Source organism: Pseudoclavibacter sp. VKM Ac-2888 (genome assembly GCF_015351285.1).
Lineage (GTDB): Bacteria > Actinomycetota > Actinomycetes > Actinomycetales > Microbacteriaceae > Pseudoclavibacter.
The window spans coordinates 1363635-1383218 of sequence record NZ_JADKSM010000001.1 but is presented as its reverse complement, the minus strand read 5'-3'; the positions used below and the strand labels follow the sequence as shown (position 1 = coordinate 1383218).

14 protein-coding genes are annotated in these 19584 nt (G+C 67.3%); 10 read left to right on the top strand and 4 right to left on the bottom strand.

Annotated features, from left to right (window positions below; translation table 11 throughout):
* The first annotated feature begins 280 nt into the window (after positions 1–280).
* The 4 genes from ITJ61_RS06625 to ITJ61_RS06610 all read left to right on the top strand — a co-directional run bounded on the left by ITJ61_RS06625 (position 281) and on the right by ITJ61_RS06610 (position 6103).
* The gene (locus ITJ61_RS06625) at positions 281–2566 is read left to right on the top strand and encodes an amino acid ABC transporter substrate-binding protein/permease (protein ID WP_194685831.1); all 2286 of its coding nucleotides are present in this window, start codon (positions 281–283) and stop codon (positions 2564–2566) included.
* A 107-nt stretch (positions 2567–2673) separates the two neighbouring features.
* Positions 2674–3378, top strand: coding sequence for an amino acid ABC transporter ATP-binding protein (locus ITJ61_RS06620; protein WP_181057946.1), 705 nt, complete (start codon positions 2674–2676; stop codon positions 3376–3378).
* Positions 3379–3475: 97 nt separating this feature from the next.
* Entirely contained in the window at positions 3476–5179 is a 1704-nt protein-coding gene (locus ITJ61_RS06615; protein ID WP_323744309.1) for a glycoside hydrolase family 13 protein, read from the top strand.
* A gap of 168 nt (positions 5180–5347) precedes the next feature.
* Complete coding sequence (locus ITJ61_RS06610) at positions 5348–6103, top strand: SDR family NAD(P)-dependent oxidoreductase (RefSeq protein WP_104241755.1); 756 nt, start codon at positions 5348–5350, stop codon at positions 6101–6103.
* 212 nt (positions 6104–6315) lie between these two features.
* Here ITJ61_RS06610 and hrpA read toward each other — a convergent pair whose 3' ends face one another.
* On the bottom strand, positions 6316–10251 hold the full coding sequence (gene hrpA, locus ITJ61_RS06605; RefSeq protein WP_416366850.1) for an ATP-dependent RNA helicase HrpA: 3936 nt from the start codon (positions 10249–10251) through the stop codon (positions 6316–6318).
* A gap of 59 nt (positions 10252–10310) precedes the next feature.
* On the opposite strand from hrpA, the gene ITJ61_RS06600 reads away from it, so the two are divergent.
* Positions 10311–11153, top strand: a complete 843-nt coding sequence (locus tag ITJ61_RS06600; protein WP_104307033.1) for an aldo/keto reductase — start codon at positions 10311–10313, stop codon at positions 11151–11153.
* 229 nt (positions 11154–11382) lie between these two features.
* A complete protein-coding gene (locus ITJ61_RS06595; RefSeq protein ID WP_194685828.1) occupies positions 11383–12894 on the top strand; it encodes a CBS domain-containing protein in 1512 nt (503 codons plus the stop codon).
* 191 nt (positions 12895–13085) lie between these two features.
* Here ITJ61_RS06595 and ITJ61_RS06590 read toward each other — a convergent pair whose 3' ends face one another.
* Both ITJ61_RS06590 and ITJ61_RS06585 read right to left on the bottom strand, forming a co-directional pair.
* Entirely contained in the window at positions 13086–13841 is a 756-nt protein-coding gene (locus tag ITJ61_RS06590) for a phosphotransferase (protein WP_194685827.1), read from the bottom strand.
* A gap of 48 nt (positions 13842–13889) precedes the next feature.
* Positions 13890–14795, bottom strand: a complete 906-nt coding sequence (locus ITJ61_RS06585; protein ID WP_194685826.1) for a MerR family transcriptional regulator — start codon at positions 14793–14795, stop codon at positions 13890–13892.
* A 135-nt stretch (positions 14796–14930) separates the two neighbouring features.
* Here ITJ61_RS06585 and ITJ61_RS06580 point away from each other — a divergent pair, with 135 nt between their 5' ends.
* From ITJ61_RS06580 to ITJ61_RS06570, 3 genes are all read left to right on the top strand, one after another.
* Positions 14931–16583 carry a RecQ family ATP-dependent DNA helicase gene (locus ITJ61_RS06580; RefSeq protein WP_194685825.1) on the top strand — a complete coding sequence of 551 codons (1653 nt, stop codon included), beginning with the start codon at positions 14931–14933 and terminating at the stop codon, positions 16581–16583.
* 50 nt (positions 16584–16633) lie between these two features.
* Positions 16634–17032 (top strand): hypothetical protein, encoded by a 399-nt coding sequence (locus tag ITJ61_RS06575; protein WP_104299273.1) that lies wholly within the window; start codon positions 16634–16636, stop codon positions 17030–17032.
* Positions 17033–17116: 84 nt separating this feature from the next.
* On the top strand, positions 17117–17404 hold the full coding sequence (locus ITJ61_RS06570; RefSeq protein WP_194685824.1) for a hypothetical protein: 288 nt from the start codon (positions 17117–17119) through the stop codon (positions 17402–17404).
* A gap of 79 nt (positions 17405–17483) precedes the next feature.
* Here the strand turns inward: ITJ61_RS06570 and ITJ61_RS06565 are convergent, their stop codons facing one another.
* Positions 17484–18137: a CatB-related O-acetyltransferase gene (locus ITJ61_RS06565; RefSeq protein ID WP_323744308.1), complete on the bottom strand. Its 654-nt coding sequence runs from the start codon at positions 18135–18137 to the stop codon at positions 17484–17486.
* A gap of 97 nt (positions 18138–18234) precedes the next feature.
* Here ITJ61_RS06565 and ITJ61_RS06560 point away from each other — a divergent pair, with 97 nt between their 5' ends.
* Entirely contained in the window at positions 18235–19332 is a 1098-nt protein-coding gene (locus ITJ61_RS06560; RefSeq protein WP_194685822.1) for an SDR family oxidoreductase, read from the top strand.
* Positions 19333–19584 lie beyond the last annotated feature (252 nt).

Below are 19584 nucleotides of genomic sequence, written 5' to 3'. Positions count from 1 at the left end.
GCCCTCCGCCGTCCCCGGCCGCAGATCCGGCCCAGCCAAGCGTAATCACGAGGGCGTTTCCCGCCGCGCCCTCGAGGCCCAAGACGCCATCGCGAAAACATCACAAGGCGAACACGATCTGCGGATCGTGTCATACAGCAGACTCCCAGCCAGGTAGCGTTGCGCTCACAATTCGGTTGCTGCGATCTGCGGCTGCTGACAGACCGGCAGAAGCGGGGGCTGCGCCGGGTACCGCCAGGTTCCAACGCTCCTCCAGAAACTGCCCTGGCCGAGGAGCACGATGCGAACTTCGCTCACCTCACTCCTGCAACGAGTCGCAGACTCACGAAACCAAGTCCTGTCCGTCATCGCGGTCGCACTGCTGCTGCTGTTGACCGGTGGAGCCATCGCGGGAACCGCGCAAGCGGCCACGATCGGCAAGAGCGCGGTCGAGGGACAGACCTACACGATCGCCACCGACACCACGTGGGCGCCGTTCGAGTTCGAGATCGACGGCGAGCTCCGCGGGATCGACATGGACCTGATCAACGCCATCGCGGAAGATCAGGGCTTCAACGTCGAGATCAAGTCGCTCGGCTTCGACGGCGCGCTGCAGGCAGTGCAGACCAACGCCGTCGACGGCATGATCGCCGGAATGTCGATCACCGATGAGCGGAAGGGCACGTTCGACTTCTCGAACCCCTACTTCGACTCCGGCATCCAGATGGCGGTCGCCAAGAGCAACAACGACGTCACCAGCTACGAAGACCTCGAGGGCAAGACCGTCGCCGCGAAGAACGGCACAGAGGGCTTCACCTTCGCCGAGACGCTCGGCAAGGAGATCGGCTTCACCGTCACGGGCTTCCAGGACGCGTCCGACGCGTTCAACGACGTCACGAGCGGCAACTCGGTCGCAGTCTTCGACGACTTCCCGATCCTCCAGTACGGCATCGAGACCGGCGAGATCAACCTCAAGACGGTCACCGAGCCCGAGCGCGCCTCCTCCTACGGCTTCGCCGTCAACAAGGGCCAGAACGCGGAACTCCGCGAGGCCTTCAACGACGGACTCAAGAACGTCGTCGAGAACGGCACCTACCAGGGCATCCTCGACGAGTACCTCGGAGACGGCGCACCGGATGCGACCAAGATCTCCGGCGGCGTCGTCACCCTCGGCAACGAGGTCATCGAGGACGACGGCCCCGGAACGCTGCCCAAGAACCCGCTCTTCGCCGTCGACACCCCCAAGGACAAGGGCTCGTACGTCATCGCGACGGACAACACCTACGCGCCCTTCGAGTTCGAGCAGAACGGCGAACTCCTCGGCATCGACATGGACCTGATCCGCGCCATCGCCGCGAACCAGGGCTTCGAGATCGACATCAAGCCGCTGGGCTTCGACGCCGCTCTCCAGGCCGTGCAGTCCGGCCAGGCGGACGGCATCATCGCCGGTATGACCATCACCGACGAGCGCAAGCAGGTCTTCGACTTCTCGGAGCCCTACTTCACCTCGGGCGTGCAGATGGCCGTCAAGGACGGCGACACCAGCATCACCGGCTACGAGGACCTCGCCGGCAAGAACGTGGCCGTCAAGACCGGCACGGTCGGCGCAACCACCGCCGAGGAGCTGTCCTCCGAGTACGGCTTCACGATCCGCACGTTCTCCGACACCGCCGACATGATCGCGGAGGTGCAGACGGGCAACTCCGTCGCGCTCTTCGAGGACTTCCCGGTGCTGCAGTACGGCATCCAGCAGGGCAACGGCCTCATGACCGTGACCGACCCCATCGAGGGCGGCGAGTACGGCTTCGCGGTCCTCAAGGGCCAGAACCCCGAGCTCCTCGAGCTCTTCGACGCTGGCCTCGCCAACGCCGAGGACACGGGCGTGCTCGCGACGATCAGCGACCGCTACCTCGGCAGCGAGGAGGAGTCGGGCCAGCTCGGCTTCTTCGAGCTCGTCGTCGCCGCCTTCCCGTCGCTCATGGTCGGCCTCGGCTACACGCTGCTCGCCACCGCCCTGTCGCTCGTCTTCGCGATGATCCTGGGCCTCGCGTTCGGCTTCCTGAAGATCTCGAAGAGCATGCTGCTTCGCGGCATCGCCTCCACGTACGTGAACATCTTCCGAGGCACCCCGGTGCTGGTGCAGGCGTTCTTCTTCTACTTCGGCGTGCCAGCCGTGACGGGCATCTCGCTCGACGCGCTCACCGCCGGTGTGATCACGCTGAGCCTCAACGCCGGCGCGTACATCACGGAGACGGTGCGCTCCGGCATCCAGTCGGTCGACCCCGGCCAGATGGAAGCCGCGCGCTCGCTCGGCCTGACCCGCGGCAAGTCGATGCGCCGGGTCGTGCTGCCGCAGGCGTTCAAGATCATGACGCCGTCGCTCATCAACCAGTTCATCATCACGCTGAAGGACACCTCGCTGCTGTCCGTCCTCGGCTTCGCTGAGCTCACCTACCAGGGCCGCATCGTCATCGCCTCGACCTTCCGGTCGTTCGAGATCTGGCTCGTCGTCGGCGTGCTCTACTTCATCGTCATCTACCTGCTGACGGTCCTCTCCAACTACGTCGACAAGAGGTTCAACAAATGAGTGACGTGAACAACTCAGCGTCGGATGCATCAGCCGTGGAGCAGACGCCATTCACCGGTCGCTTCGACGCGGTCAACTCCGGCCAGCCGCGCGTGCGAGTCGTCGAGATGCACAAGTCCTTCGGACCCGTGGAGGTGCTCAAGGGCATCGATCTCGAGATCGCGAACGGCGAGGTCATCGCGATCATCGGCCCGTCCGGCTCCGGGAAGTCGACGCTGCTCCGCTGCCTGAACCGCCTCGAAGAGGTCACGAAGGGGCATGTCTTCGTCGACGACGACGACATCACCGCCCCGAAGACGAACCTCGACAAGGTTCGGCAGCGCATCGGCATGGTGTTCCAGCACTTCAACCTCTTCCCGCACATGACGGTGCTCGAGAACGTGACGCTGGCGCCCCGCGAGATCAAGGGCGTCACGAAGGATGCGGCCAACAAGCGCGGCGAGGAGCTGCTGCGCCGAGTGGGCCTCGACCACCTCATGGACCGCCGCCCCTCGCAGCTGTCCGGCGGCCAGAAGCAGCGCGTGGCGATCGCCCGGGCGCTCGCCATGGACCCGGAGATCATGCTCTTCGATGAGGCGACGAGCGCCCTCGACCCCGAGATGGTGGGCGAAGTGCTCCAGGTCATCCGCGACCTCGCCAAGTCGGGCATGACGATGGCCCTCGTCACCCACGAGATGGGCTTCGCGCGCGAAGTCGCCGACCGTGTCGTGTTCATGGCCGACGGCAAGATCGTCGAGACGGGCACTCCCGACGAGCTCTTCGGGAACCCGAAGGAGCCGCGCACGCAGGACTTCCTCGGCAAGGTCCTCTAGCTGTACATCTGACAGCGACCGCGCTCACCGGCGCTCGACGACGACGTGCCCCCTGTCCAGCGGACAGGGGGCACGCCGCATCCACTAGCCTGTCGTGGTGACGCTCAACGATGCACCCACAGAGGCCCAGTTCGCCAAGGACACCACCCCAGGATCCGAATGGTGGCGCTCAGCCGTCATCTACCAGGTCTACCCGCGCTCCTTCGCAGACGGGAGCGGCGACGGCATCGGCGACCTCGCTGGCGTCACGGCGCACATCCCGGACCTCGCCGACCTCGGGATCGACGCCATCTGGCTCTCCCCGTTCTACCCGTCGCCCCTCAACGACGCCGGCTACGACGTCGCCGACTACTGCGACGTCGACCCCGTCTTCGGCACCCTCGACGAGTTCGACCGGATGCTCGAGGCGGCCCACGAGCGGGGTATCCGCATCATCGTCGACATCGTCCCCAACCACTCTTCGTCGGAGCACGCCTGGTTCAAGGCCGCGCTCGCCGCCGGCCCCGGCAGCCCGGAGCGTGCGCGCTACCTGTTCCGCGAGGGCAAGGGCGAGCACGGCGAGCTGCCACCGAACAACTGGCAGTCGCTCTTCGGAGGGCCGGCATGGACGCGTCTCACCGAAGCAGACGGCACGCCCGGCCAGTGGTACCTGCACCTGTTCGACTCCACGCAGCCCGACTTCGACTGGTCGAACCCGGTTGTGCATCGGGATTTCGAGGACATCCTGCGCTTCTGGCTCGACCGCGGCGTCGACGGCTTCCGCATCGACGTGGCCCACGGCCTCGCGAAGGAAGACGGGTTGCCGGACTACATCCCCGTCGAGAGCGACCTGCCCATCGTCGGCGACCCCCGCACCCCGTACCTCGGCCAGGAGGCGGTCCACGAGATCTTCCGCGCCTGGCATCTCCTCGCTGCCGAGTACGACGGCGACCGCGTGCTGTGCGGCGAGGCGTGGCTGCCGAGCGTCGAGGAGATGGCCGAGTGGGTTCGCCCCGGCCAGCTGCACCAGACCTTCAACTTCGCCTACCTGCGCGCGCCGTGGGATGCGGACGGCCAGAAGGAGGTCGTGACCCGGTCGCTCGCCGCGTTCGCCGCATCCGGTGCGCCGAGCACCTGGGTGCTCTCGAACCACGACACGGTGCGCCACGCGACCCGCCTCGCCCTGACCGAGCCGAACGCGCACGGAGCCGGCGTCGGCCCGAAGACCCCCGGCCAGCCGGACCCCGTGGTCGGCGAGCGGCGCGCACGAGCCGCGACGGCGCTCATGCTCGGGCTGCCGGGCTCCAGCTACCTGTACCAGGGCGAGGAGCTCGGCCTGCCCGACGTCATCGACCTCGCGGACGAGGCCCGGCAGGACCCGATCTTCATCCGCTCCGAGGGTGAGCTGTACGGCCGCGACGGCTGCCGGGTGCCGATTCCGTGGGAGGCCGATGGCGGCAGCTACGGCTTCAGCGCGACGGGAGAGTCGTGGCTTCCGCAGCCGGAGCTGTGGGCGGAGCTCGCGCGCAGCGAGCAGGTGCACGACCCCTCCTCGACCCTGAACCTGTACCGCTCCCTGCTGGCGCTGCGCCGCGAGCACGACCTCGGCATGGGGGATGCCCGCTTCGCGTGGGTCGACGGCTTCGGCGACGAGGTGCTCGCGTACCGCAACGGCGACGTCACGGTGATCACCAACTTCGGCGCTCAGCCGGTTGCGCTGCCGGAGGGGCTCCGAGTGCTCGCCCGCAGCGAGGTGGCGCACGTCGAGGACGCAGGTCTCCTGACGACCGATACGACGGTCTGGCTGGCCGACGCCGAGTAGCCGCCGGGCGTGCACGCGGGGGAGGCCGTGGGGCCAGTCAGGGATACAGAACAGGTGAATGCTACGCCTGTTCGCTGACCCAGAACACAGCCAATTGTGGATGCGCGGGAGCACACTCGAAGGAGCAACCGGTGACCACCGGCCGCGCACTCTGAGAGGAACAGCACCATGGCATTTGCAGGAAAAGTCGCGATCGTGACCGGCGGCGGTTCGGGAATCGGCGAAGCGATCTCGAAGGAGCTCGCCGCCAACGGCGTCCAGGTGGTCGTCTCCGACATCAACCTCGAGGGTGCGAAGCGAGTGGTCGCCGAGATCGAGGCAGCCGGCGGCACCGCCTCGCCGTTCGAGGCGAACACCGCCGTCGCAGAGGACAGCGTCCGCACGGTCGAGCACGCCGTCGCCACCTACGGCAAGCTCAACTACGCCGTGAACAACGCCGGAATCGGCGGCAAGGCGGCCCCCGCCGCTGACGTCGAGGTCGACGACTGGGACCGCGTCATCAACATCAACCTCAACGGAGTGCTATACGGGCTCCGCGCGCAGATCCCCGCGATCCTCGAGGCCGGCGCCGAGGAGGGAGCCATCGTCAACATGGCCTCCATCCACGGAACGGTCGCGGCGATCGGCAGCGGCGCCTACACGGCCTCCAAGCACGCGGTTGTCGGGATCACGAAGAACTCGGCTGCCGAGTACGGCCCCCAGGGGCTGCGGATCAACGCCGTCGGACCCGGGTACATCTCCACGCCGCTGCTCGAGAAGCACCTCAGCGAGGAGCAGCTCGAAGCCCTCGTCGCGAAGCACCCGCTTGGGCGCCTCGGCAAGGCCGAAGAGGTCGCGAACCTCACCACCTACCTGCTCTCCGACAAGGCGAGCTTCATGACGGGCTCCTACGTGCTCGTCGACGGCGGCTACACGGCCGTCTAGCGACGGCTGGCCGGCTCAGCGCAGCCCGGCTCGCGTCCAAGGAATCAGCCAGATGCGCGCTCCCGCCACCGGGAGCGCGCATCTGGCTGATTTTTGCGCTTGGTGGGGTGGATTGCAGCAGGGCGCGATTCAGCAGGGCGCGATGCGGCGGGGGCGATGCGGCAGAGCGCAGGGGTGCGCTGCCAGGTGCCAGGCGGCGCGCCCGCCCGGCGCTACTTCTCCGCGAGGGCCTGGCGGATGCGCTTCAGCGAGACCGTCTCGGCCGTGCCGAGCTGCTGCGCGAAGAGGCTCACGCGGAACTCCTCGAGCATCCACCTCGCCTGGACGACGGACGCCGGGGCGGAGCGGTTCGCGGGGAACGTGCCGCCCGCCTCCGTATACAGGGCCGTCGCCTGCTCCACCTGCATGAGGCCGGCCCGCTCGATGCTGGAGTGGCTGAGCACCCGCTCCAGGCGGTAGGTGAGCGCCCGCAGGTAGCGGGGGAGATGCGCAAGCCGCGTGACGCCGGTCTTCGACACGAAGCCCGGGTAGACGAGCGCCTGCAGCTGCGAGCGGGCGTCTGAGAGCGACGGCAGCACCGAGATGTGATTCGCCGCCTTGAGCGCCTTGTTGGCCTCGCGGAAGCGGTCGAGGATCTCGGAGACGAGCTTCGTCTGCGCGAACATGCGGTCGAGCAGGGTGGCGTTGAACGTCTCGCGCAGCTCATCGAACGCGGCCCGCGTGCGCACGGGCCCGCCGTGCTCCTGGCTGTACGCGGCAACCGCATCCTGGGCGAGGGCCGCGACGATGTCGCCGAAGAGCGCCGGCGTCGAGTGGTACGGGCTCGTCGCGAGGGCCAGCTTCTCCTTCGCCGTCAGGTGCTCCTGCACGTAGCTCGCGGGGGAGGGCACCGACGCGACGAGGAGGGCAGCGACGCCGATGGGATGCTCGCGCGCCTGGTCCTCTGGCGTCGTCACGAGGCGCAGGTCGATGCTCCCCTTGACGACGGCGAGCGACGGGTAGGCGCGGATGACGCCGTGCTTGCGTTTGATGTCGATGAGCTCGGGGATCTCGTCGAGCGGCCACTCGGTGAGCCCGTGCTGGTCGTAGCGGAGCTCCGCGGTCGACGCGCTCTGCGCGGGCACCGAACCGGCCTCGCGCACCCCGTTCCCGGGGCGGGCGGGCGCCGCGACCTGCTGCGTCGCGCGCAGCACCGACGCCTCCGACGCCTTCTTGAGCTTCTCCTGCAGCGCCCTGAGGTCCTCTCCCGTGCCGAGCTCGCGGCCGCGGTCGTCGAGCACTCGGAAACGCACCCGAAGGTGCGAGGGGACGCGGCTCCAGTCGAACTCGCTCACGTCGAAGCGGATGCCCGCCTGCCGCTGCATGATCTGCCGCAGCGCGTCGTCGAAGTCCCCGGGAACCTCCTGGCCGAGGTCTGGCCTCGCCTCGCCGAGTTCGCCGAGGAGCTTGTCGGCCCAGTCCGCGGAGGGCACGAAGTTGCGTCGGGTGGCCTTCGGCAACGACTTCAGGAGCGCGATGACCAGCTCCCGGCGCATGCCGGGCACCTGCCAGTCGAAGCCGCGGTCGTCGAGGCGCGACAGCAGGGGCAGCGGGATGTTGACCGTCACGCCGTCGTCGGGCGCACCCGGGTCGAAGCGGTACCGGAGGCGGAGGCGCTGGTCGCCCTGCTTCCACTCGGTGGGGAACCCAGCACCCTGCTCGTCGGGGTCTGCGTGCTCCTCGCCGAGCACATCCGCCCTCGTCATGGTGAGCAGCTGCGGGGTCTGCTGCTGCGCGCCCTGCCACCACTTCTCGAACGTGGACTGCGAGACGACATCCCTGGGGAGGCGTTCGTCGTAGAACTCGAAGACGGCGTCCTCGTCGTCGGTGTAGGCGCCGCGCGAACGGGTGCGCTCCTCGAGGTCGGCGAGGCTCTTGCGCAGCGCCCGGTTCTTGGAGTCGAAGCTGTGGCGCCCGTTCCAGTCACCCTCGACGAGGGCATGGCGGATGAACAGGTCGCGCGACCAGGCCGGGTCGATCTTCGAGAACTGCACGGTGCGTCCGCGGACGATGGGCACACCGTAGAGGGTCACGCGCTCGATGGCGACGGCGAAGCCCTGCTTCTTCTCCCAGTGCGGGTCGGAGTGGTTGCGCTTCGCGAGGGAGCCCGCGAGCACCTCCGCCCAGGCTGGGTCGATCTTCGCGACGGTGCGCGCGAAGAGGCGGCTCGTTTCGACGAGCTCGGCCGCCATGACGACATCCGGCTGCTTCTTCGCCTTCGCGAGCCCGGAACCGGGGAAGATCTGGAACCGGGTGCCGCGCGCTCCCGCGTAGTCGCGCTTCAGCTCGTCGCGGATGCCGATGTGGCTGAGGAGCCCGGCGAGCATGGAGCGGTGGATGGCGTCGGCGAGGGCGCCGGGCTCCTGCACCTGCCCGGCGGCTGGCCGCTGGACCTTCAAGCCGATGGGGCCGGCGAGCTGGCGGAGCTGACGGAACACGTCCTGCCACTCGCGGAAGCGGACGAAGTTGATGAACTCGTCGCGGCACTTGCGACGGAACGCGCTCGAGCCGAGCTCGTGGCTCTGCTCCTCGAGGTAGTTCCACAGGTTCACGAGCGTGAGGAAGTCGCTGGACGGGTCGCGGAACCGCGCGTGCAGCTCGTCGGCCTTCTGTCGTTTCTCGAGCGGACGCTCACGGATGTCCTGCACCGTCATGCCGGCGACGATGATGAGGATCTCGCGGCTCACGTCGTGCTGCTTCGACTCGATGACCATGCGGCCGAACCGGGGGTCGATGGGGAGGCGGGCGAGGCTGCGGCCCGTCTTCGTGAGGCGCAGCTGGCTGTCCTTCCCGTGGCTGGCCTTGCCGGGTTCCACGGCCCCGAGCTCGCTGAGGAGATCGGTGCCGTCCTTGATGCCGCGCGCGTCCGGCGGCTGCAGGAACGGGAACTCGGAGAGGGCCCCGAGGCCCAGCTCGAGCATCTGCAGGAGCACGCTCGCGAGGTTCGTGCGGAGGATCTCGGGTTCGGTGAACTCGGGGCGGCGATCGAAGTCGGCCTCCGAGTAGAGGCGGATGGCGACGCCAGCGGAGGTGCGGCCGGCGCGGCCCGAACGCTGCTTCGCGGACGCCTGCGAGATGGCCTCGATCGGGAGGCGCTGCACCTTCGCTCGCGTCGAGTAGCGGGAGATGCGCGCCGTCCCCGTGTCGATGACGGCGACGATGCCCGGCACCGTGAGGCTCGTCTCTGCGACGTTCGTCGCGAGCACCACGCGGCGGCGCACCCCGGGCGGACGCTTCGACTCGAACACGCGGTGCTGCTCCGCGGAGGAGAGGCGGCCGAAGAGCGGGAGGACCTCGGTCGACTCCGGGCGAGCGTCGCGCGCGACGTGGGCGCGGATCGCGTCCTGCGCGTCCCGGATCTCCTGCTCGCCGGACAGGAACACGAGCACGTCGCCGGGCAGGTCGCGATCGAGCTCGTCGAGCGCATCCACGATGCCCTCGAACATGTCGCGCTCCGGCGTCTGCGGGGCCGCGTCCTCGTCCTCCTCTCCGGGGAGCGGAGCGTCGGCGACGAGCGGCCGGTAGCGGACTTCGACGGGGAACGTGCGGCCGGAGACCTCGATCATCGGGGCGTCGTTGAAGTGCTTCGAGAACGACTCGGGGTCGATCGTCGCCGACGTGATGATGACCTTCAGGTCGGGCCGCTTCGGGAGGAGCGTCTTCAGGTAGCCGAGGAGGAAGTCGATGTTGAGGCTGCGCTCGTGCGCCTCGTCGATGATGATCGTGTCGTACTTGCGCAGCAGGCGGTCGCGGTGGATCTCGTTGAGGAGGATGCCGTCGGTCATGAGCTTCACGCGCGTCTCGGCCGACACCTCGTCGGTGAAGCGCACCTGGTAGCCGACGAGCCCGCCGATGTCGCCGCCGAGCTCATCCGCGATCCGCTCCGCGATCGTGCGCGCTGCGATGCGTCGGGGCTGCGTGTGCCCGATCATCTGCCTGCCGAGCTCGAGGCAGATCTTCGGCAGCTGCGTCGTCTTGCCCGACCCGGTCTCGCCCGCGACGATGACCACCTGGTTGGCGGCGATGGCGTCGCGGATCTCGTCCCGCATCTGGCTGACGGGCAGCTCCGGCGGGTAGGAGATCTCGAGGGGAGTCGTAGTCATGAGCATTACAGTCTATTGCCGTGTCCGGTCAGCGCGGAACCAGTTCCGCTTGCTAGAACAGTGGGATGACCGCATTGCAGATCCCCAACGTTTCCCTCAACGACGGCACCAGCATTCCCCAGCTCGGCTTCGGCGTCTTCAAGGTCGACCCGGCAGAGACCGAGCGCATCGTGTCCGACGCCCTCGAGGTCGGCTACCGCCACATCGACACCGCCAAGATCTACGGCAACGAGGAGGGCGTGGGCAGGGCCATCGCGAAGTCCGGCATCCCGCGCGACGAGCTCTACGTGACCACGAAGCTCTGGAACGACGAGCAGGGCCGGGACACGCCCCGCGCCGCGATCGACGCCAGCCTCGAGCGCCTCGGCCTCGAGAAGGCCGACCTCTACCTCATCCACTGGCCCACGCCGAAGCAGAACAAGTTCGTCGAGAGCTGGGAGGCGCTCGTCGAGCTGCAGCAGGCCGGCCTGACCACGTCGATCGGCGTGTGCAACTTCTTCGAGTCGCACCTGCGCGACATCATCTCGGCCACCGGCGTGAAGCCGGTCGTCAACCAGATCGAGCAGCACCCGATCTTCCAGCAGCCGGAGCTCGACGCCTACCTGCAGGCCGAAGACATCAAGACCGAAGCATGGGGACCGCTTGGCCAGGCCAAGTACCCGCTCTTCGAGCTGGAGCCCGTGAAGGCGGCAGCGGATGCACACGGCAAGACGCCCGCGCAGGTCGTCATCCGCTGGCACCTCCAGAAGGGCAACATCGTCTTCCCGAAGACCACGTCGCGTGAGCGCATGGTCGAGAACGCTCAGGTCTTCGACTTCGAGCTGTCGGGTGCCGAGTACGACGCCATCACGGCACTCGAGCGCGGCGAAGAGGGACGCGTCGCGGCGCACCCCAACGAAGTGAACTAGCTTCCAGCAGCTGTTTTGAGACGGCCGGTGCCCCAGAGGGGCGCCGGCCGTCTCCTCGTTGGCGCGGTCGTGCGGGGCCGCATGGGGGCGGTGCGGCGCGCAAGCGTTTGTCGTCACTGAGTCGGGCCAGTGCCAATGGGGGCGGGGTGGTGTTTTCTCCTCCCGGGGCGCGGGAGATGGGTGTGTATCCGGGCATATTTAGACGAGCGAAGTCTGCTAGAAATTGCACATGAGAGCATGGTTGGTCCGGGCAGGTCGCGATGGGGAACGCGAGGCCTACGCCCTTGGTGACGGTCGTACCATCGCGGGTTGGGAAGAACTGCCTGATCTGACCGGCGTAGATTCCAAGCGCGGCATACGCGCGGCTATTGAAGCGACTTATCCCGATGAAAGCAATGCTCTCGTTGGCAACTGGACAGGTCAGCTAGATCGCTTCATCAACCAGATGGCGATTGGAGACATCGTAGCGATGCCACGCAAGGGTGAAGACAAAGTTATAGCCCTTGGGAGGATCGAGTCCGGTTACGAGTTTTTAGCCGAAAACGATCCTGGCTTCCAACACACTCGCCGTGTGGACTGGGTAATGCCAGACCTCGAGAGAGCTTCGATACATCACGATCTCCTGGCCTCCATGGGTGCGCTTCTCACAATTTGTGAACTGGAGAGAAACCATTCAGCTGACAGGTTGGATGGCATGCTAAACGGAGAACCGGATCCAGGGCCGCACGAAGCATCCGCTCGAATTGCGTCACTCGAGGAACTTCCTGCAATCGTGCCGGTGACGACTTCGATACGGGAGTTACTGAACGCGGCTGGGCTTCAGCGGCGGACTGCGGGCACTGTTGACGCTCTGGAGACGAAGCTCCTCGCCATGGGGTTAGAAACCTCTATTCCGATCGATGACGGTCTTATTGACGACGAGATAACCATCTCAGTGTTGCCCGTTTCAGGCGGGAAGAGGGCCTTGGTTGAAGAAGCTCGTGGCTCAGGGGGTGCTTCGCCTCGTGAAATTCGCGTCGGGTATCGAGTGTCTGCGATTCCTTCTGCGTCATTACTTCCTCTATTTGTCACGCCCACGGATCCTCTGTCTGTGGCGCAGACTCATATGCTTGAGAAGAACTATTCCCAACTCGCCGTCGTTGATAACGGAGCTCTAGTCGGAGCGGTCACGTGGGAGTCAATAGCCGTTGCGAGTATCTCTCGTAGGCCCGAGTTGGTAGGGGATGCTCGCGTGGTGTCACCGCCGATGGTTTCCCCACGGCAGAATGTGCTTGAGATTCGTCGGTACGTTGAGCAACACGGATATGTTTTCGTGTCGGGCGCGGACGGCCAGATCGGGGGCATTGTAACCCTCAGTGATCTTGCTGCTGAGTTTGGCCGCGACCGACGGCCATTGATGTTGGTCGAAGAAATCGAGCTTCGCATTCGACGAGCTGTCCAGGCGCACTTCACGGATGAGGAGATTGCCAGTTCACCAGCACGAGCCAAGCGGGTATCAGAACTCACGCTGGGGGCATATCCACACTTGCTTGAGAATGAATCCGATTGGCTAAAGCTCCAGTGGAGTGGTGTTGAGCACAGTCGAGTGCTGGAACTCGTGAAGATAACTGCTGGAATTCGAAACAATCTCATGCACTTCTCGCAGGACCCGATCGAGGACAGCGCGCTGGAGGACCTTGAGGGCCTGCTCCGGCTACTTAGGGCCATCGATCGAGATCCGGGTGACTCGCTTCTGACTTAGATCTGTGAGGTATTCCCTGGGGTAGATGGTTGGGATGCACAGGGCGATGCAAAGAAAACTCAGAGTCCGCCCTCCGGCAAAGAGCGGGTTTCAATTCGGTAGGCAGTGCGGAAGCAAGAATGAATTTATTGAAATTGCCATGAGATGTCGCTGGGCCTTCCGTGTGCACCGTCGGCCCGGAGCTGGAACTGCTAGCCCAAGTGAGTTAGCGCGCGCGCCCACGTGTCGCGGTGCTGCTTGACGTAGCGCGTCGCGGTATCCCAATGTGCTCCGTGTCCGTTGCGGAACATGGACGCCCAGGGTTCGTGCCCCGTCCTGCTCGACGTGTGGAGCAGCTCCCACATGGCCTCGGCTCGCTCGCCCATCGCGGCCGGGAGGAGTTCGCGCGTTTCCGGACCCGCGCCGTAGCCGTCGACGAATGCGGCGAGTGCGCGGGCCGCGACGTCGGGTGGCTGACGGTGGTCGTTCAAGGTGAACGACTGAGCCGCGTAGGCCAGGTCCCAGAGCCGCGTGCTCGGAGCTGATGCGTCCCAATCGATGAAGACCCACCTCTCGCCGAGGACGAGGTTCCACGGCGCCAGGTCGTTGTGGCACACGAGTTCATGACCCGGAGCTGGAATCGCCGACTCCCAGACCGCGTCCGCGGCAGGCACGTGGCTCGCGCTTGCATCATGGATCGAACGCACCAGAGATCCAACCCGGCGCAGCTCGGCGTGCGTCAGCGGTTGAGCCGCCATCGCGAGGTGCCCCGGGATGAACTCCTGCACCTGGCGACCCGCCGAGTCTCGCCCCAGCGGAGCCGGTGCATCCACGCCGGCCTGGCGCAGGGCATCCACGTAGGCGGTGACGCTGGGTGTGGCAGCGGTCCATCGCTTGCGCACGGTGTCGCCGATGCGCACGACTTCGCCGCCTGCATTGCCTCCGGGAAGGGCATGCTCTTCATCCATCGCTCGAGGCTAGCCGCAGACCGCAGGTGGCTGCCGATCCCCTCGCTTTCACCGCGTGCTGGGGCCGCCACGCCGCGGGATCTCGACGTCGAACACATCACGGGGCTGGCCATCGAAGATGGAGCGCGACGCGACGCGACGGCGGGGGAGCGCCCGCAGCGGCGTGAGGTCGCGCTCACTCGCGAGTTGGGCGAACGCGACGACCTGGAGGTAGGCGTCGCCGGTTTCCGCGACAGGGTCGTCCGCGTCGCTCGTCCCTGCGAAGGTCAGCTCCTGACGCTCGGGGAGGGTTCCCGTGACGAGTTGCGCGCTCCCGCTCGTGCGCGAGGAGAGCTCGTCCTGGCAGCGGCCCAGCTGCTGCGGCGCGAGGGGCGAGGCCACGCGATGCGCGATGAGCATCCTCGATTCGTTCTCGCCTGCGGCGGCCATGGTCCACGACTCGTCTTCGACCTCTGCGCCGGCTTCGTCGAGGATATCGAGGAGCACGCGGTCGAGCCCCGGGGTGTCGACGGCGAGTGCGCTGAACGTCTCGAGGGTGTCCTCTGGATCGTTCGGAACGCTGAGCTCCACGCTGGCAGCGACCCAATGCGTCTCGGGAACGTCGACGAGCTCTGGGACGAACACCGCGAGATCGCGCTGGCCGACGTGCTCCGCGAGGTCCAGGTAGAAGTCCTCCATGCTGCGGCGGAGGGAGAGCTTGAGGCGCCAGTCGGCGACGGAGAACGAGGAGGCGTCGCCGATCTCCGCGAGTGGAACGTGAGATCGACGGAGGAAGTCCAGGCGGAGGCCGGCCCGCAGCTGGTCGTGCGTGAACGTGCGGTAGCCGGTGGCCTGGTCGACATCGTCCGGGGTGAGAAGGCCCCGCTCCGCGTAGATGCGGAGGGCTTTGGGGGAGAGGCCGGTCAGTGCACGGAACTCCCCGGCGGTCAGTCGTGAGTGAGGTGAGGTGGTCATGCATCCACCCTGGGCCATGCCCCAGGGGCAAGGTCAAGGCGGCAGCGAACGGCATACCGCCTCGTACCCGGCCCACGGGCTGAGAGGCCTGTCAAGCGAAGTCCTCACCCAGTTCGACGGCGATAGCGTCGGTGCATGAGTTCCTCCGCACCAACCCGTCGCACGCTCGAGCGCATCGCGCGGGACCGGTTCGGGTGGGAGTCGCTGCTCCCCGGTCAAGGCGACGGGATCCGCTCTGCGGCGGCTGGGCGCGACACGCTGCTCGTGCTCGCGACCGGTGGCGGGAAGTCAGCGGTCTACCAGGTCGCGGGCGCTGCGCGCGGCGGCCTCGTTCTCGTCGTCTCGCCGCTCATCGCCCTGCAGGCAGACCAGCGCGCATCGATCGAGGCCGCCCCGGATGCCCCCGACGTCGTCGCCATCAACTCGTCACGGGGCGCTGCCGCGGTGGCCCGAGCCTGGGATCGAATCGACGCGGGCGGGTCGTTGTACGTGCTCCTCGCACCGGAGCAGCTGGCGAACGAGGACAACGTCGCCCGCCTCGCAGCGCAGGACGTGTCTCTGCTCGTCGTTGATGAGGCGCACTGCGTCTCCTCGTGGGGGCACGATTTCCGGCCCGACTACCTGAGGCTCGGCGATGTGCGATCAGCGCTCGGCGACCCGCCGCTGCTCGCGATGACCGCGACGGCGTCGAAGCCGGTGCGGGCCGACATCATCGAGCGGCTGCGGATGCGGGATCCGGACGTGCAGGTGCACGGCGTCGACCGACCCGAGATCCGACTCGCGGTCCAGCGCCATGAGAGCGAGGACGACAAGCGGGCCGCGATCGTCGACGAAGCGCGCAGCTGGACCGCCCCCGGTCTCGTCTACGTCGCCTCGCGCAGGGAGACGGAGACGTATGCGGCCGAGCTCGCCGCGGAAGGGCGCGAGGTCGCCGCCTACCACGCTGGCCTCAAGGTCGCGGAACGCCGAGCTGTGCAGGACCGGTGGCGGCACGGCGAGCTCGATGTCGTCGTCGCGACGTCCGCGTTCGGGATGGGCATCGACCGGGGTGACGTGCGCTTCGTGCTGCACGCGGCGACGACGGAGTCGCTCGACGCCTACTACCAGGAGGTCGGCCGCGCGGGGCGGGACGGCGAGCCCGCGACGGCCGTGCTGCACTACCGCGTCGAGGACCTCGCGCTGCGGCGCTTCTTTGCGAAGCGCTCGGTGGACAAGGCCGGACTGCGCACCCTGTGGCGCGCCATCACGCGCACGCCAGGGGCGAGCATCCGGGACCTTGCCGAGGCCGTCGGTCAGCCCGCAAGAACGGTCTCGAGGCTCGTCAACCAGCTCGTGGATGCCGAACTGGTCGAGACGGCCGGGGGCGTGCATCCGCTGCGCAAGACTCGAGTCGATGTCGTGGTGAATGCCGTCAAGGAGGCATCCGCCGCGCGGGAGCGAATCGCCGAGTCGCGACTGTCGATGATGCGCGCCTACGCGGAGGAGACGCAGTGCCGCCGGCGCGTGCTGCTCGACTACTTCGGGGTCGACGGGCCGGAATGGTGCGGGAACTGCGACGGCTGCGAGCGGCGCGAGCACAGGTCGGACGCGCAGGCAGACAGCGTGCCGGCGGATGCGCCGCTCGCCATCGACGAAACCGTCGAGCACCGTGAGTGGGGAGCAGGCACGGTCATCAGCGTCGAAGAGGACCGGGCGACGATCTTCTTCGAGTCGGAGGGCTACAAGGTCGTCGCCCTCGCGGCACTCGACTCGAACGTGCTGCGCCAGGTCGCGGACGTCAGCGCGTAGCCGACCGACGTGAGCTAGGTTCGTCGCATGCGCTTCCCGAGGGGCTTCCTGTGAGCGAGACCGCTCAGCGCGACGGTGCCTCCAGCGAGGGCCAAGAGCCTCTCGATGAGGCCGATGGCCCGCTGCGCGCGTGGTTCGCGGTCGCGGCCATCGTCGTGGTCAGCAACTTCCTGTTCTTCTACATCGGGGGACTCGCCTCGTTGGAGCTGATGGATTTCCTTCAGCGAGACCCGTCTTTTCCTTCGAATCCGTACCGGCAGGAAGCGCTGTCCATGGCGCTCGGTATGGGAGCCGTTGCGGCTGGGCTGATCGTGCTGTCCGTCTGGCTTGCCGCCGTCGTGGGTCGAGGATTCCGCGTGCCCGCGTGGCTTGCGCCGGGAGTCGTCGCGACCGCACTGGCACTGCACGCGGTCTCCTGGATCGTGGTCGCGATCGTCAACGGGCGTTGAGCTGGACCTCCTGCTTCTCCTGCGCCCACGGGATACGGAGGGACTTCGGATGGCTCGCTCAAGGAGGCGTCCTAGCCTCGCACGATGACGAACTCAAAGACTCGTTCACAGACTCGCAAATTCGCAGGGCTCAGCGGACTCGCCGCGGTCGGCGCGCTCGCGGGATCGCTCTTCGCCGCCACCCCCGCCAGCGCCGCCGGTTCGGCCTACTACGCCTTCGAGACGCAGGCGGCGTGCATGACGAAGTGGGGAGCCGTCGTCGGCGGTTCCGTCGGTACCGGATCGAACGTGTACATCGGGCCGAACGCCTGCGCGCAGGACACGACGGGCACGTTCGCAGGCATGTACCGCCTCTACGTCGCCTACCCGTAAGCGGACTGTGGCACGGCTGTGCTGTGCAGCGGGGCCGTGCAGCGCCGCCGCTGCACGGCGTGGTCGTGCCGCGCCGCGGCTACGCCAACCGGCCCGCGATCGAAGCGAGTTCGGCCACTGAACCGTCGGCGATGACACGGACATGCTCCGTGACCGCCTCGAGGGGCCAGTCCCACCAGGCGACCTCGAGGAGCGTCCGGACGTCGTCGTCATCAAAGCGGCGACGGATCAGCGTCGCCGGGTTGCCACCCACGATGCCGTAGTCGGGCACATCCTTCGTCACGACGGATCCAGTGGAGATGATCGCTCCGTCGCCGATGCGCACCCCCGGCATGATGGTGACGTCCCCGCCGATCCAGACGTCGTTGCCGACGACCGTGTCGCCGCGGCTCGGCAGGTCGCTGACGAGGTCGACGTGCTGCCCCCAGGCTCCGCCCATGATTGGGAACGGATACGTGGATGGCCCAGACATGCGATGGTTGGCGCCGTTCATGATGAACCGCACGCCGGAGGCGATGGCGCAGAACTTCCCGATGACCAGACGCTCGGGCCCATAGTGGTGCAGCACGTTGCGCGTCTCGAACGCCGAGGGGTCGTCGGGGTCGTCGTAGTACGTGAAGTTTCCGACGCTGATGAGCGGGCTGGTGATGAGCGGCTTCAGGAGGATGACCCGTTCCTGACCCGTGATCGGATGCAGCGTGCTGGGGTCAGGGGCAGACGCGAGTTCATTCACCGAACCAGTGTAGAACCGCCCCATTCTCAGCCAGGGGTGCGCATCCCGAACCGCGCGGCCATGGAATAGCCATCGCGGGAGCCTCGTTGCACCCCTGATGACCTCGAACTCGAACAGCACCGCCAACGCACCGAGGACCGCGCTTGTTGTGGGCGCCTCCGGGATCACCGGCTCCGCCCTCGTCGATCGCCTGAGCCAGGACGGCTGGGAGGTGCTCGCCCTCTCCCGCCGCGCCGTGACGAGCGGCGCCGTGCGGGGCATCGCCGCCGACCTGCGCGCCCCGGCGAGCCTGCGCGCTGCGCTCTCGGAGGAGCGCCCCACGCACGTGTTCTTCACCGCGTGGCAGCGACAGGCGACGGAGGCGGAGAACATCGCAGTGAACGGCGCCATGGTCCGTGACCTGCTCGCGGCGCTCGACCACGCCCCCGTGGAGCACGCCGCCCTGGTCACCGGACTCAAGCACTACCTGGGCCCATTCGAGGCCTACGCCGCGGGGGAGATGCCCGACACCCCGTTCCGTGAGGAGTCCGAGCGGCTCGACACCCCGAACTTCTACTACGCGCAGGAGGACGAGCTCTTCGCAGCAGCAGCCCGCCAGCAGTTCACGTGGTCGGTGCATCGATCTCACACCGTCATCGGGCATGCCGTCGGCAACGCCATGAACATGGGCCTGACGATCGCCGTGCAGGCCACGATCGCGAAGCACCTCGGCGTGCCCTTCGTGTTCCCCGGCAGTGCGGCGCAGTGGAACGGCCTCACCGACATGACCGACGCGGGGGTCCTCGCCGAGCAGATGGTGTGGGCATCGACGGAGCCAGCTGGCCGCAACGAGGCCTTCAACATCGTCAACGGGGACATCTTCCGTTGGCGGTGGATGTGGCCTCGCCTCGCCGAGATGCTCGGCGTCCCCGCCGAGCAGGTCGTCGGGTTCGACGGGCAGGCGCGCCCCCTCGAGGAGCAGATGGCGCAGCTCGAGCAGCACTGGCCGGCCATCGCGGCCGAGCACGGACTCGTCGAGGCGGACATCTCGCGGCTCGCATCCTGGTGGCACACCGACGCCGACCTCGGACGCGAGATGGAGGTCGTCACCGACATGGGCAAGAGCCGCTCCGCTGGCTTCCTCAGCTTCCGCCGGACCGACCAAGCCTTCGCCGACCTCTTCGAGCGCTACCGCGCCGACCGCCTCATCCCCTGAGCGCATTCCCTGGCCGCCTCCCGGCTGGCCGCTTCCGGCTGAGCGCCCTCGGCGGCCAGGTAGGTCGCTTTCACCCCTCCAGACGGCTCCGCCTGGCCCGTTTGGGTCACTTTCACCCCTCCAGATTTCTCCGCCAGGGCTAGTTAGGTCACTTTCGCCCTGCCGACGGCTCCGCCTGGGTCATTTGGGTCAGTTTCACCCTTCCAGACGGCTCCGAACGGGGTGAAAGTGGCCCAAGTGGGCCTCTGCGCT